The following is a 14,748-nucleotide window of genomic DNA, read 5'->3' as shown; positions in this document are numbered from 1 at the left end:
CCGGGCCGGCTGCCGCCGAGCACAGGGGCGTCCCGCGCGATCGCGTGGCGCCCATGCGCCGCCGCGGTTTTCTCCACCCTCGATGCGGGACGCGCGGCGGTGGCCCGCCGCGTGCCGTCCCGCCTGGAAGCACACGCATGAGCAAGCAATACACCCTGGGCATCGTCGGCGCGCGCGGCCACACCGGCAGCGAGCTGATCAAGCTGGTCGCCGCGCACCCGCGCATCGAACTGGCGTTCGTGTCCTCGCGCGAGCTGGACGGCCGGCGCGTGGCCGAGCACAACGCCGCCTACGCGGGCGAGCTGCGCTTCGAGAACCTGGACGCCGACGCGGTGGCGGCCAAGGGCGCCGACGCGGTGATCCTGGCGCTGCCCAACGGCAAGGCCGCGCCGTTCGTGGAGGCGCTGGAGAACGCCGCGCCGCAGACGGTGATCGTGGACCTCTCGGCCGATTACCGGTTCGATCCGGGCTGGTACTACGGGCTGCCGGAGCTGACCCGCGAGCGTTACGCCGGCCAGAAGCGCATCAGCAATCCGGGCTGCTACGCCACCGCGATGCAGCTGGCGATCGCGCCGTTGCTGGACCAGCTGGCCGGCCCGCCGCAGTGCTTCGGCGTGTCCGGTTACTCCGGCGCAGGCACCACGCCGTCGGACAAGAACGACGTCGAGCTGCTGCGCGACAACCTGATGCCGTACTCGCTGACCAACCACATGCACGAGCGCGAGGTCAGCGCGCATCTGGGCGTGCCGGTGGAGTTCATGCCGCACGTGGCGCCGCACTTCCGCGGCATCACGATGACCGTGAACCTGTGGCTGCAGCAGCCGCGCAGGCGCGAGCAGGTCAAGGCGCTGTATGAGGCGCGCTATGCGTACGAGCCGCTGGTGGAGGTGATCGACGAGGCGCCCTGGGTCAGCCGTGTCGCGGGCCGGCACGGAGTGCAGATCGGGGCGTTCGCGATGGCGCCGGACGGCAAGCGCGTGGTGGTGGTGTCGACCCTGGACAACCTGCTCAAGGGCGCGGCGACCCAGGCGATGCAGAATCTGAACCGTGCGCTGGGATTGGACGAGCTGATGAGTATCCGGGATTCGGGATCGGCGGCTGGGGATTCGTAAGCGCCCTCTCACCGCCGAAGCGGATCCGCTTTCGCCAATCCCGAATCCCGAATCACCAATCCCGAGAAAAAAACCATGAGCAATCTCCTCTGGCAGAAACCCGGCGTTGCCGTGGATGCCAAGATCCAGGCCTTCCTGGCCGGCGACGACGTGATCCTGGATCGCGAGTTCTTCCTCTACGACATCGCCGCGAGCAAGGCGCATGCCGAGGGCCTGCAGCGCATCGGCATCCTCTCCGCCGACGAACTGGCCGGGCTGCTGCGCGAGCTGGACGCGCTGGCCGGCGATTACCGCAGCGGTGCGTTCGTGCTCGACGAGCAGTACGAGGACTGCCATTCGGCGATCGAGTTCCGCCTCACCGAGCGCCTCGGCGATGCCGGCCGCAAGATCCACACCGGCCGCAGCCGCAACGACCAGATCCTGGTCGCTACCCGGCTGTGGCTGAAGGACAAGCTCAAGCGCGTCTTCGAGCTGAGCCGCGAGGCCGCCAAGGTCGCGCTGGACCGCGCCGGCGCCGAGAAGGACCTGCCGGTGCCGGGCTATACCCACATTCAGCGCGCCGTGGTGTCTTCGGCGGGCATGTGGTGGGCCGGCTGGGCCGAGGCCTTCATCGACGACGCGATCCGCGCGGCCGACACGCTCGCCCTGGTCGACTGCAATCCGCTCGGCACCGCCGCCGGCTACGGCGTCAACCTGCCGCTGCAGCGTGGCCACACCACCGCCGCGCTCGGTTTCGCGCGCATGCAGGTCTCGCCGATCTATGCGCAGCTCTCGCGCGGTAAGTTCGAGCTGGCCGCGCTGGAGGCGCTCGGCAGCGCCACGCTGGACCTGCGCCGCATCGCCTGGGACCTGTCGCTGTTCACCAGCGCCGAGTTCGGCTTCGTCGCGCTGCCAGCGCAGTACACCACCGGTAGCTCGATCATGCCGAACAAGCGCAACCCGGACGTGATCGAGCTGATGCGCGCCACGCACGCCAGCGTCGCGGCCGCGCGCACCGAGATCGAGCAGTTGCTGTCGCTGCCGTCGGGCTACCACCGCGACCTGCAGGCCAGCAAGGGCGCGATCTTCCACGGCTTCGGCCGCGGCCTGGCCGCGCTGGAACTGCTGCCGGCGCTGCTGTCCAACCTCGACTGGCGCGAGGACCGGCTGCGCGCGGCGATCGACTCGGGCATGTACGCCACCGACGTCGCCGTGGAAGCGGCCGTCGCCGGCGTGCCGTTCCGCGAGGCCTACAAGGCCGCCGCCGCCGCCTCCGACACGGCGGGGCAGGGACGCACGCCGGAAGGCAGCCTGGCCGCGCGCGTGTCGCCGGGCGCGGCCGCCGACCTGCAGCTCGACGCGCTGCGGGCACGTTGGGATGCATTGAGCTTTTGACCCTGTAGGAGCGGTTTTTTGTGGGAGCGGCTTCGGCCGCGATGAGGCTTTGCCAGTAAAACCTGATCGCGGCTGAAGCCGCTCCCACAAAAAGCCGCTCCCACAAAAATCGATTGATCTACGGAAAACGATTCGATGAAGCACTATCTCGTACTGGCCATGCGCAAACCGGACTTCGACGAAGCCGTCGTCGCCCCGCACCAGGCCTTTCTCGACGACCTGCGCGCACGCGGGCTGCTGGTGCTGACCGGCGGCTTCAGCGACAAGAGCGGCGGCGCCTACGTGCTGAAGAACGTGGGCAGCCTGGACGAGGCCCGGGCGATCGTCGCCACCGATCCGCTGGCGGTGCGCGGTTCGTCCGAACTCACCGTGCACGAATGGAACGCTCGTTGAGCCGGGAAACGCCATGACCGACGCCACCGCCCATGCCGCCGCATGCTTCGCCGAGCAACCGTTGCCGCCGTGGCGGCGCGCGGTGCTCAAGGTCGGCAGCAGCCTGCTGGCGGCCGATGGCGGCGGGCTCACGCCGCGCTTCGCGCTGGGGCTGGCGCAGTTCGTCTCGGCGAACCTGGCGGCCGGGCGCGAACTGGTGATCGTCTCCTCCGGCGCGGTCGCGGCCGGGCGCGCGATCCTGCCGAGGGCGGCCGAAGCCGGCGCGGCGATGGCGGCGCGGCAGGCCCTGGCCGCGCTCGGGCAGGCGCAGCTGATCGCGTTGTGGCAGCGCTTCTTCGAGCGCCCGGTGGCCCAGGTGCTGCTGACCCACGACGACCTGCGCAACCGCCGCCGCTATCTCAACGCGCGCGCCACCCTGACCGAATTGCTGGCGCTCGGCGCGCTGCCCGTGGTCAACGAGAACGACACGGTGTCGGTGGACGAACTCAAGCTCGGCGACAACGACAACCTGGCGGCGATCGTCGCCGCGCTGGTCGATGCCGATGCGCTGTTCATCGCCACCGACATCGACGGGCTGTACACCGCCGATCCGCGCACCGACCCGCAGGCGCGGCCGATGCAGGACGTGCCCGAGCTGACCGGCGAGGTGCTGGCGATGGCCGGCGGCAGCGGCAGCAAGGTCGGCACCGGCGGCATGCGCACCAAGCTGGAGGCCGCGGCCAAGGCCGGCGCGGCGGGGATCGAGACCTACCTCTTCAACGGCCGCAGCAGCGACGTGGTACGCGGGTTGGCGCAGGACCGGCTGCGCGGCACCCGCATCCGCGCGGCGAGCACCCGCATCGCCGCGCGCAAGTACTGGCTGCGGCATGCGCCGGTCGAACCGGGCGCGATCCTGGTCGACGCGGGCGCTGCCGCGGCATTGCGCGAGAAAGGCGCTTCGCTGCTGCCGGGGGGCGTGCTCGGCGCGATAGGCGACTTCCGCCGGGGCGACATGGTCGAGGTGCGGGTGAGCGAAGAGGGCGGGCAACGCCTGGCACGCGGGGTCGCCCAGTATTCCGCGCTGGACATCCGCCGCATCGCCGGCCGGCATTCGCGCGACATCGAATCGCTGCTCGGTTACAACTACGGCGAGAACGTGATCCATCGCGACGACCTGGTATTGCTGTGATGGTTCCCCCGTGGGCGGGACTCCAGTCCCGACGCTTTTTCGATAATGTCGGCCGGCACTGAAGTCCCTCCCGCCACCGCAGCTGCTCCCCTTGGAACGATTCCGGGTATTCCCATGACCTCAGACATCAAGACCCTCGCCCTGCAATGCCGCGACGCGGCCCAGACGCTGGCCACGCTGTCTTCCGATGCCAAGCGGGCCTTGCTGGAGTCGATGGCCGCGGCATTGGAGGACGATGCCGATGCGATCCTGGCCGCCAACGCGAAGGACCTGGATGCGGCGCGCGAGAAGGGCACCGGCAACGCCATGCTGGATCGCCTGGCGCTCGACCCGAAGCGGCTGGCCGGCATCGCCGCCGCGCTGCGCGAGGTCGCGGCGCTGCCGGATCCGGTCGGCCTGGTGACGCGTGAGGACGTGCGCCCCAACGGCATCCGCGTGCAGAAGGTGCGCGTCCCGCTGGGCGTGATAGCGATGATCTACGAGGCGCGCCCGAACGTGACCGCCGACGCGGCAGCGCTGTGCATCAAGGCCGGCAACGGCGTGATCCTGCGCGGCGGTTCCGAGGCGATCCATTCCAATACCGCGATCGCCGCGGCGCTGAAGCGGGCGCTGGCCGCGGCCGGTGTCCCGGAGGCCGCGCTGACGCTGGTCACCGATTTGCGCCGCGAGACCATGCTGGAGCTGCTGCAGCTCAACGACATCGTCGACCTGGCGATCCCGCGCGGCGGCGAGGGGCTGATCCGTTTCGTCGCCGAGCATGCGCGCGTGCCGGTGATCAAGCACTACAAGGGCGTGTGCCACCTGTTCGTGGACGCCTCGGCCGACATCGACCTGGCGGTGCGGCTGCTGGTGGACGGCAAGGTGTCGCGCCCGGCGGCCTGCAATTCGCTGGAAACGCTGCTGGTGCATGCCGACATCGCGCCCGCGTTCTTGCCCAGGGCCGCCGAGGCGCTGCGGGGCTACAAGGTGGAGCTGCGCGGCGACGACGCCACGCGTGCGCTGGTGCCGGGCATCGCGCCGGCCACCGACGAGGATTACGCCGCCGAGTACCTGGACCTGGTACTGGCCGTGCGCGTCGTGCCCGGCCTGCAGGCCGCCATCGACCATATCCGCCATTACGGCTCCGACCACACCGAAGTGATCGCCACCGGCGATGCCGGCAATGCCGAGGCCTTCGTGCAGGCCTTGCGCTCGGCGGTGGTGATGGTCAACGCGTCCTCGCGCTTCTCCGACGGCGGCGAGCTGGGGCTCGGCGCGGAGATCGGCATCTCCACCACGCGGCTGCATTCCTATGGCCCGATGGGCCTGGAAGCGCTGACGGTGGAACGCTTCGTGGTGCGCGGGGAAGGGCAGACCCGCAACATCCAGTAGCGTCTCGTAGGAGCCGCTCCCACAGGCAGATACTCGCTCGCCTATGGCTTTCGTCACGCTAACGATGCGCTTCTGACTGGCTAGACTCCGCAGGTTCCCACCGGAGTCCGCCCATGCCCGTTCTTCGCCCGCTCGCCCTGGCGCTCGCCTGCGCCGTCCTGGTCCCGGCCGCTTTCGCCCAGACCTCGCCGATGACGCCGGACATCACCGGCAAGCCTTTCGTCGCACCGGACGCGGCCAACGACTACGTCAAGCGCGAGGTGATGATCCCGATGCGCGACGGCGTGAAGCTGCATACCGTCATCGTGGTGCCCAAGGGCGCCCACGGCGCGCCCATCCTGCTCACGCGCACGCCGTACAACGCGGACGGGCGCGCCGAGCGGCTGCTGTCGCCGCACATGAAGGACCTGCTGCCGCAGGGCGACGACGTCTTCGTCGATGGCGGCTATATCCGCGTGTTCCAGGACATCCGCGGCAAGTACGGTTCCGAGGGCGACTACGTCATGACCCGGCCGCTGCGCGGGCCGCTCAACGACACGCCGGTCGACCACGCCACCGACGCCTGGGACACCATCGACTGGCTGGTGAAGCACGTGCCCGAGTCCAACGGCAAGGTCGGCATGATCGGCTCCTCGTACGAAGGCTTCACCGTGGTGATGGCGCTGACCGACCCGCATCCGGCGCTGAAGGTCGCCGCGCCGGAAAGCCCGATGATCGACGGCTGGATGGGCGACGACTGGCTCAACTACGGCGCGTTCCGCCAGGTCAACTTCGACTACTTCACCGGCCAGCTGACCCAGCGCGGGAAAGGCACGTCGATCCCGCGCGCCGGCCGCGACGACTACAGCAATTTCCTCGCCGCCGGTTCGGCCGGGGACTACGCCAAGGCCGCGGGCCTGGAGCAGCTGCCGTGGTGGCACAAGCTGACCGAGCATCCCGCCTACGACGCATTCTGGCAGCAGCAGGCGCTCGACAAGGTGATGGCGAGGACGCCGCTGAAGGTGCCGACGATGTGGCTGCAAGGCCTGTGGGACCAGGAGGACATGTACGGCGCCAACCACAGCTACCAGGCGATGGAAGGCCGCGATGCTCGCAACGACCGCAACTACCTGGTAATGGGGCCGTGGCGCCACAGCCAGGTGAACTACGGCGGCGCCTCGCTCGGCGAGCTGGACTTCGACGGCGACACCGCGCTGCAGTTCCGCCGCGACGTGCTCAAGCCGTTCTTCGACCAGTATCTGGTCGATGGTGCGCCGAAGGCCGATACGCCCCCGGTGCTGGTCTACGACACCGGCGCCAACCGCTGGAACCGGCTGCAGAAGTGGCCACTGAGCTGCGAGAAGGGATGCCAGGCCAAGGCCCGGCCGCTGTACCTGGCCGCGGGCGGCGCGCTTTCGTTCGACGCGCCGAAGGCCGGGCAGGGCGAATACGAGGAATACGTGTCCGATCCGGCCAAGCCGGTGCCGTTCGCGCCGCGCCCAGTGAGCTTCGGCGACCGCGACATGTGGACCACCTGGCTGGTCAAGGACCAGCGCTTCGTCGACGGGCGTCCCGACGTGTTGACCTTCGTCAGCGAGCCGCTGGCCGAGCCGATGCGCATCGCCGGCGTGCCCAAGGTCAACCTGCAGGCATCGACCAGCGGCACCGACAGCGACTGGGTGGTCAAGCTCATCGACGTGTATCCCGAAGAGAACGCGACCGATCCCAGGATGGCCGGCTACGAGCTGCCGGTATCGCTGGCGATCTTCCGCGGCCGCTATCGCGAGAGCTTCGAGCATCCCGCGCCGCTCGCCGCCGGCCAGCCGTTGCAATACCGCTTCGACCTGCCCAACGCCAACCACACGTTCCAGCGCGGGCACCGGGTGATGGTGCAGGTGCAGTCCAGCCTGTTCCCGCTGTACGACCGCAATCCGCAGACCTACGTGCCGAACATCTACTTCGCCAAGCCCGGCGACTACCGCAAGGCCACGCAGCGCGTGTGGCATACGCCGGAGCGGGCGAGCTTCATCGAGTTGCCGGTGCTGTGAGGGAGGGCGGAGCCCGGGCACAAAAAAACGCCGGAAAGCTGAGGCTTTCCGGCGTTCCGAATGTCCACCATCCTGGCGGATGGTCGGGGAGACAGGATTCGAACCTGCGACCTCTACGTCCCGAACGTAGCGCTCTACCAGACTGAGCTACACCCCGAATGAGCCGCGCATGATACCGGGATATCGCGGCTCCGGCAAGCGCTTTCGATGAACCGGCGGCGGCCGGGGGACCCGCGCCGGCCGCCGGTAGGCGCGCAAAAAGGCCGGCTTGCGCCGGCCCTTGCTGAACTGGTCGGGGAGACAGGATTCGAACCTGCGACCTCTACGTCCCGAACGTAGCGCTCTACCAGACTGAGCTACACCCCGCGGTGGGCGCACATGATGCGGGATCGCTCACGGCGCGGCAAGTCTTGCCTTCAGCGTCCGTTTCCCGGCGCATCCTCCTCGCGCATTTCGAACCACATGCCGTTGAGCACGGCGGCCAGCGAGGCCAGGCCGGTACCCAGGATCCAGGCGAAGTACCACATTGTCGTTTGCTCCTTTGGGCGAGTCCTTCGCAAGAGCCCGCACGTCCATGTGCGGGGATTCGACGGGCAGGTCCCTCTGCAAGAGCCCGCACGTCCATGTGCGGGGATTCGACCGGGCAGGTCCCTCTGCAAGAGCCCGCACATCCATGTGCGGGGATTCAACTGGGGAAACCCGGCGATCAATAGGCGTTGGGGTTGCTGCCCAGCTCGTCGGCGGTGACCTTGCCCTTGAGCACGCGGTACACCCAGGTGGTGTAGGCCACGATGATCGGCAGGAACAGCGCGGTGACCAGCAGCATGATCCATAGCGTCAGGTGGCTGCTGGAGGCGTCCCACACCGTGAGGCTGGCGGCCGGCACGCTGGAGGAGGGCAGCAGGAACGGGAAGATCGCCAGGCCGACGGTCAGGATGACGCCGGCGATGCCCGCGCCCGAGGCGAGGAAGGCCGGCCCGCCGCGGCGGCGGCGCAGCAGCAGCGCGCTGGCCAGCAGCCCGAGCAGGCCCACGGCCGGGGCGAGCAGCGTGGCCGGCATCGCGCGGTAGTTGTGCAGCCAGCCGCCGGCGCTGCCGAGCGCGGCGGTCTTCAGCAGCGGGTTGGTGTCCAGGTCGGTGGCCTGGGCCGAGGTGATCGCGTAGCCCGGCAGCCAGGTGGCGACCAGGACGCCGCCCAGCGCGAACAGCGCGAACGCGGCGACCGCGGCGAGGCTGCCGTACTTCGCGGCGCGCTCGGCGACCGGGCCGTCGGTCTTCAGCACCAGCATGGCCGCGCCGTGCGCCACCAGCATCGCCACGCTGAGCAGCCCGGCCAGCAGGGCGAACGGCGTCAGCAGGCCGAAGAACGAGCCGGTGTAGAACACCCGCATGCTGTCGTCGAAATGGAAGGGCACGCCCAGCAGCACGTTGCCCACCGCCACGCCCATGATCAGCGAAGGCACGAACCCGCCGACGAACAGGGCCCAGTCCCAGTTGCTGCGCCAGCGCGGGCTGGCCAGCTTGCCGCGGAACTTGAAGCCGACCGGGCGCAGGATCAGCGCGAACAGGATCACGAACATCGCCAGGTAGAACCCGGAGAAGCTCACCGCGTACAGCGGCGGCCAGGCGGCGAAGATCGCGCCACCGCCCAGGATCAGCCATACCTGGTTGCCTTCCCAGACCGGGCCGATGGTGTTCACCACCAGCCGACGCTCGGCGTCGTCGCGGGCCACGAACGGCAACAGGGTGCCGACGCCCAGGTCGAAGCCGTCCATCACCGCGAAGCCGATCAGCAGCACGCCGAGCAGCAGCCACCAGATCACGCGCAGCGTCGTGTAGTCGAGCAATACGAAATCCATGAGGGGTCTCCTGGCTTACGGCTGGCCGCCGGCCAGCGCTTCGGTGCCGAGGGGGGCATCGGGCGATCGCGGCGCCGGCAGCGGCGGGGCGAGTTCGTCCGGCCCCTTGCGGATCGACTTGAGCATCAGCTTGATCTCGATGACCATCAGCACGGTATAGATCGCCACGAACCCGCACAGCGACAGCAGGATCTGGTGCAGCGCCAGGCCCGAGGCGGCGTAGAACGTCGGCAGCACGCCTTCCACCGCCCAGGGTTGGCGGCCGTATTCGGCGATGAACCAGCCGCATTCGATCGCGATCCACGGCAGCGGCAGCGTCCACACCGCCACCCTCAGGAACCACCTCTTCTCCTCGAAGGTGTGCTTGCAGGCGAACCAGAACGCCACGGCGAAGAACGCGATGAGGTAGAAGCCGATGCCCGCCATCACGCGGAAGGTCCAGAACAGCGGCAGCACGCGCGGCACGGTGTCCATCGCCGCCTGGGCGATCTGCTCGGGCGTAGCGTCGAGGATGTCCTCGCGATAGCGCTTGAGCAGCAGGCCGTGCCCCAGGTCCTGCCAATGGCGCTCGAACATCTCGCGCGCCTCGGCGTCGTTCCTGTCGGCGCGCAGGCGCTGCAGCGCGCCGTAGGCCAGCTGGCCGCCGCGCACGCGGTGTTCGGCGCGCTCCACCAGTTCGAGGATGCCCGGGATCGGCTGGTCGAGCGAACGGGTGGCGATCAACCCCATCAGGTAGGGGATCTTGATCGCATGGTCGTTCCGGTGCGTGGCCTGGTTGGGGATGCCGAACGCGGTGAAGTCGGCCGGGGCCGCCTCGGTTTCCCACATCGCCTCGATCGCGGCCAGCTTCATCTTCTGGTGCTCGTTGGCGGCGTAGCCGCTCTCGTCGCCCAGCACCACCACCGAAAGCGAGGACAGCAGGCCGAACGCGGCGGCGACCGCGAACGAGCGGCGCGCGACGTCGCGGTGCCTGCCGCGCAGCAGATAGAACGCCGAGATCGCCATCACGAAGGTCGCGCCCAGCACGTAGCCGGCGCTGACGGTGTGCACGAACTTGGCCTGCGCCACCGGGTTGAACAGCACCGCCATGAAGTCCACCACCTCCATGCGCATCGTGTCGGGGTTGAACACCGCGCCGGTCGGGTTCTGCATCCAGCCGTTGGCGATCAGGATCCACAGCGCCGAGAAGTTGGTGCCCAGCGCCATCAGCCAGGTGACGGCGAGGTGCTGCACGCGCGAGAGGCGGTTCCAGCCGAAGAAGAACAGGCCGACGAAGGTCGCCTCCAGGAAGAACGCCATCAGCCCTTCGATCGCCAGCGGCGCGCCGAACACGTCGCCTACGTAGTGGCTGTAGTACGACCAGTTCATGCCGAACTGAAACTCCATCACGATGCCGGTGCCGACGCCCATCGCGAAGTTGATGCCGAACAGCACGCCCCAGAAGATCGTCATGCGCCGCCATACGTCGCGCCCGGTCATGACGTAGACGCTCTCCATGATCGCGATCATGAAGGACAGCCCCAGGGTGAGGGGCACGAAGAGGAAGTGGTACATCGCGGTCAGTGCGAACTGCAGCCGCGACAGTTCTACGACTGTCGAGTCGATCATGGCTGGCTACCTGGTGGGTTCCTTGGGAAGTGCTGCGGCGGATGATCGGCCGGGATGGTGTGCCCCGCGTTGATCCAGATCAATGCGACGATTTGCCCCATGGCCGATGCTGGCGCTCCGGACGGAAGGCCCGACTACAATCACGGACCGATCGAAGCCTGTGGAGCGCGTCATGCACTTTGAGATGGGATCTGCCGGTCGCCGGTCCTCCTCCTTGAAGTCACGTAGGGAAAGCCGACATCGCATGGCGCTTCGCCCGGTCGGGCCGATCCAGGCGGATACGTGCGCGACTTCCGCCTTGCGCCTCCGCGTGCGCCACGCTTCGATGGAGTGGTCTTGAGCGCCCGCCCCGCGCGCGTCAACGGTACGTCCGGATCGCGTCGACGGCACGTGAAATGGCTGGCGAGCCTGGCCCGCGACGCCAGGCGGACCGATGCCGGAGCCGCGGCGGCGACGGGCATGTCCGGCCTGCTGCTGGTGGCGCAGGCGGCCGCGATCGCGTGGATCGTGCACGCCGCCTTCGAACTGCACCGGCCGGTGGCCACGCTCTGGCCGGCGTTCGCCGTGCTGGCGGCGACGCTCGCCGCGCGTTCGGGGCTGCAGTCGCTGTCGTCGTGGTGGGCGGGCGAAGTCGCCGATGCCGCGCGCCTGGCCCTGCGCCGCCGCGTCTACCGCCGGCTGGCGGAACGGGGCCCGCTGTGGCTGCGCCAGCGCCGCACCGGCGAGTTGGGCGAACTGCTGCTGGCGCATGCCGATGCGCTGGAGGGCTACTTCGCCGGCTACCGGCTGGCCCGCGTGGAGGTCGCGGTCGTGCCGCTGGCGATCCTGGTGGCGGTGGCCTGCGTGGACCGGGTGGTACCGATCATCCTGTTCTGCACGGCGCCGCTGATCCCTTTCTTCATGATGCTGGTGGGGTGGGGCGCGGAGGCCGCCGGGCGCGCGCAACTGGCGGAGCTGGCCCGCATGGGCGGGCACTTCGCCGACCGGCTCAAGGGCCTGGGCCTGCTGCGCGTGTACGGACGCGGCGAGGCCGAACTGGAGGGCATCGCCGCCGCCGCCGAGGGCGTGCGCGTGCGCACGATGAAGGTGCTGCGGATCGCCTTCCTGTCCTCCACGACCCTGGAATTCTTCGCCTCGGTGAGCGTGGCGATGGTCGCGCTGTACCTGGGCCTGGGCTACCTGGGCATGCTGCCCATCGCCGGCGCCGGTTCGCTCGGCGTGGGCGTGTTCTGCCTGTTGCTGGCACCGGAGTTCTTCGCGCCGCTGCGGCGATTGGCGGCGCACTACCACGATCGCGCCAACGCACTGGCGGCCGTGGCCGAGGTGGAGCGGTTGCTGGGGACGACCGACGTGCCGACCGGGCCGGACGACGCGGCGCCGGCCCGGCCGCTGGAAGTCGCCGAGGCGCATGCGCCGCTGCTGGAAGCGCGCGACCTCGCCCTGCGCCCGCATGGCGCGCCGGCCGCGGTGCTGCGCGGCGTTTCGCTGGCGTTGCAGCCCGGGCAACGGCTGGCCCTGGTCGGGCCGAGCGGCAGCGGCAAGAGCACGCTGCTGGAAGCGATGGCCGGCTGGCTGCCGCCCGAACACGGCCGCCTGCGCCTGCGCCCGGGGGTGAAGGTCGGCTACGCCGCGCAGCGGCCTTACCTGTTCCACGGCAGCATCGCCGACAACCTGCGCCTGGCCGACCCGCAGGCCAGCCTTGCCCGCATCCGCGCGGTGGCCGAGGCGGCGCAGGTGATGCGGTTCGCCGCGCGGTTGCCGGACGGGCTGGACACGGTGATCGGCGAGCGCGGCTTCGGCCTGTCCGGTGGCGAGGCGCGGCGCATCGCGCTGGCGCGCTTGCTGCTGCACGAGCCCGACCTGCTGTTGCTCGACGAACCCACCGCCTTCCTCGATCCGGATACCGAGGCCGACCTGTTGCGCACGCTGGGCAGCTACGCGCGCGGCCGCGCCGTGGTGATCGCCACCCACAGCGCTGCCGCCATGGCCTGGGCCGATAGCGTGTATCGCCTGCGGCCGGAGCGGGCCGGGCCGGGGGCCGTGCCATGAAGGAACGGCGCGACGAACTGGCCTGCGTGTTCCGCCGCCATCGGGGGCGGCTGGCGCTGTCCGCGTTGCTGGTGCTGGCCACGATGCTGGCGGGCGTCGGCCTGCTGGGCCTGTCCGGCGGCTTCCTGGTCGCGGCGGCGCTGGCCGGCGTGGCAGGGGGCCAGGCCGGTTTCAATTTCTTCTCGCCGTCGGCCGGCATCCGGGCGCTGACCTTCGCGCGGATCGCGTCGCGCTACGGCGAGAAGCTGGTCGGCCACGACGCCACGCTGCGGATCGCCCGCGACCTGCGCGTCTGGTTCTTCCGGCGTGCGCTGCCGCTGGCGCCGGGCCGGTTGTCGGCCAGTCGCATCGGCGAGCTGATGGCACGGCTGATGTCGGACATCGGCGAGGTCGATGGGTTGGCCGTGCGCGCATTGGCGCCATTGGCCGCGCTGCTCGGGGTCGGCCTGCTGGGCATCGCCGCCGCGGCGGCGATCCATGTCCCGGCCGCGATCGCGATCGCGGCGACCGGGCTGGCGATCGGCGTGCTGGTGCCATGGCAGGTCGCACGCGGCGCGCAGGCGCGCGAGCGCGTACGCGCGGCACGGCGCACCGCTCTGCGCACGGCGGCTTTCGAGGGCATGGAGGGCGCCGCCGATCTGCATGCGCTGCAGGCCGAGCCGGATTGGATCGCGCGCGTGGATCGCGCCGCGGAGCAGGTGGCGCTCGGCGATCGCCTGCAACGCCGCCGGCTCGTCGCCGGCACGGCCTTGCACCTGACCTGCGGCGGCGCGGGCCTGCTGGCGATGCTGTACATCGCGCTGTCGGCCGCCGAGCGGGGGGCGGTCGCGCCGGAAATGGCCGCCGCGCTGGTGTTCCTGATGCTGGGGCTGCTCGACGTGTGGGCCGGCGCCGGCCTGGCCTGGCAGGCCTTGCAGTCGGGACGCGTCGCGGCGCGGCGCCTGCAGGCGATCGTGGACCAACCGGCCGGCACGGGCGATCCGGTACGGCCGGTTTCGCCGCCGGCACGCGGCGAATTGCGTTTCGAGGACGTGCATTTCGCGTGGCCCGGAAGCGGGCGCAAGGTGTTGGATGGCCTGCACTTGCGCATTGCGCCCGGCGAGCGCATCGCCATCGGCGGCGATAGCGGTTGCGGGAAGACCACGCTGTCCTCGTTGCTGTTGCGGCTATGGGATCCGATGCAAGGCCAGGTGAGCTGCGGCGGCATCGACCTGCGCGCGATGGCGCAGGCGGAATGGCATCGTCGCATCGCCTGGCTGCCGCAGAACGCGCCGGTATTCGCCGGCAGCCTGCGCGCCAATCTCCTGATCGGCGATCCGCATGCCGACGACGCGGCGCTTTGGCGGGCTTTGCGGCAGGTGAGATTGCACGATTGGGCGCAGGCCCAGGGGGGGCTGGACACGTGGGTCGGAGAGAACGGCGCGACCTTGTCGGCGGGGCAGGCGCGCCGGCTGGCGCTCGCCCGGGCGCTGCTGCGCGACGCACCGGTACTGCTGCTCGACGAGCCGACCGAGGGCCTGGACGTGGACACCGCGCACGCCATGCTGCTCGATCTCGCGCAAGCGCTGGACGGCCGCACGCTGGTGATGATCAGCCACGACGACTTGCCCGATGGCGTGGTGCATCGGCGTTACCGACTGCAGGGAGGGCGCCTGCAGCCCGCGGACGCAGGCATGGCCCCTCTTCCTCCGGGGTGAGAAGGCACGGTTTGCATGCCAATGGCTCGCAAGCCACACGCCTGCACGCCGAGGCGAGAAGGAAAATCCGGCGTCTCGCTACACCTTCATG

The 14,748-nt window shown here is 69.9% G+C and carries 11 protein-coding genes and 2 tRNA genes; 8 read left to right on the top strand and 5 right to left on the bottom strand.

Annotated features, from left to right (window positions below; all coding sequences use genetic code 11):
* Positions 1-137: 137 nt before the first annotated feature.
* The 6 genes from argC to M3M27_RS11920 all read left to right on the top strand — a co-directional run bounded on the left by argC (position 138) and on the right by M3M27_RS11920 (position 7,445).
* Positions 138-1,112, top strand: coding sequence for an N-acetyl-gamma-glutamyl-phosphate reductase (gene argC / locus M3M27_RS11945; RefSeq protein ID WP_434025770.1), 975 nt, complete (start codon positions 138-140; stop codon positions 1,110-1,112).
* Positions 1,113-1,187: 75 nt separating this feature from the next.
* Positions 1,188-2,486, top strand: a complete 1,299-nt coding sequence (argH, locus tag M3M27_RS11940) for an argininosuccinate lyase (RefSeq protein ID WP_140720466.1) — start codon at positions 1,188-1,190, stop codon at positions 2,484-2,486.
* A gap of 135 nt (positions 2,487-2,621) precedes the next feature.
* Positions 2,622-2,879, top strand: coding sequence for a YciI family protein (locus tag M3M27_RS11935; RefSeq protein WP_140720468.1), 258 nt, complete (start codon positions 2,622-2,624; stop codon positions 2,877-2,879).
* 13 nt (positions 2,880-2,892) lie between these two features.
* Positions 2,893-4,047 carry a glutamate 5-kinase gene (proB, locus tag M3M27_RS11930; RefSeq protein ID WP_434025769.1) on the top strand — a complete coding sequence of 385 codons (1,155 nt, stop codon included), beginning with the start codon at positions 2,893-2,895 and terminating at the stop codon, positions 4,045-4,047.
* Between the two features lie 114 nt (positions 4,048-4,161).
* Complete coding sequence (locus M3M27_RS11925; RefSeq protein ID WP_434025768.1) at positions 4,162-5,418, top strand: glutamate-5-semialdehyde dehydrogenase; 1,257 nt, start codon at positions 4,162-4,164, stop codon at positions 5,416-5,418.
* A gap of 113 nt (positions 5,419-5,531) precedes the next feature.
* Positions 5,532-7,445, top strand: coding sequence for a CocE/NonD family hydrolase (locus tag M3M27_RS11920; protein ID WP_434025767.1), 1,914 nt, complete (start codon positions 5,532-5,534; stop codon positions 7,443-7,445).
* Positions 7,446-7,525: 80 nt separating this feature from the next.
* Here M3M27_RS11920 and M3M27_RS11915 read toward each other — a convergent pair.
* The 5 genes from M3M27_RS11915 to M3M27_RS11895 all read right to left on the bottom strand — a co-directional run bounded on the left by M3M27_RS11915 (position 7,526) and on the right by M3M27_RS11895 (position 10,911).
* Positions 7,526-7,602: transfer RNA gene (locus M3M27_RS11915), tRNA-Pro, on the bottom strand.
* Positions 7,603-7,734: 132 nt separating this feature from the next.
* Positions 7,735-7,811 (bottom strand) — tRNA-Pro (locus M3M27_RS11910).
* 50 nt (positions 7,812-7,861) lie between these two features.
* A complete protein-coding gene (gene cydX / locus M3M27_RS11905; protein WP_140720476.1) occupies positions 7,862-7,972 on the bottom strand; it encodes a cytochrome bd-I oxidase subunit CydX in 111 nt (36 codons plus the stop codon).
* A 179-nt stretch (positions 7,973-8,151) separates the two neighbouring features.
* A complete protein-coding gene (cydB, locus tag M3M27_RS11900; protein ID WP_434025766.1) occupies positions 8,152-9,303 on the bottom strand; it encodes a cytochrome d ubiquinol oxidase subunit II in 1,152 nt (383 codons plus the stop codon).
* 15 nt (positions 9,304-9,318) lie between these two features.
* Entirely contained in the window at positions 9,319-10,911 is a 1,593-nt protein-coding gene (locus tag M3M27_RS11895) for a cytochrome ubiquinol oxidase subunit I (protein ID WP_434025765.1), read from the bottom strand.
* Positions 10,912-11,247: 336 nt separating this feature from the next.
* Between M3M27_RS11895 and cydD the strand changes: the two genes are divergently transcribed.
* Both cydD and cydC read left to right on the top strand, forming a co-directional pair.
* Positions 11,248-12,960, top strand: a complete 1,713-nt coding sequence (cydD, locus tag M3M27_RS11890) for a thiol reductant ABC exporter subunit CydD (RefSeq protein WP_434025764.1) — start codon at positions 11,248-11,250, stop codon at positions 12,958-12,960.
* Positions 12,957-14,657, top strand: a complete 1,701-nt coding sequence (gene cydC / locus M3M27_RS11885) for a thiol reductant ABC exporter subunit CydC (RefSeq protein WP_434025763.1) — start codon at positions 12,957-12,959, stop codon at positions 14,655-14,657. The genes cydD and cydC overlap by 4 nt, the downstream gene beginning before the upstream one ends.
* The last annotated feature ends 91 nt before the right edge of the window (positions 14,658-14,748 follow it).

It is taken from the genome of Xanthomonas boreopolis (assembly GCF_046529185.1).
In the GTDB taxonomy this organism is placed as follows: Bacteria; Pseudomonadota; Gammaproteobacteria; order Xanthomonadales; family Xanthomonadaceae; genus Pseudomonas_S; species Pseudomonas_S boreopolis.
This window is presented reverse-complemented; position numbering and strand designations above follow the sequence as displayed.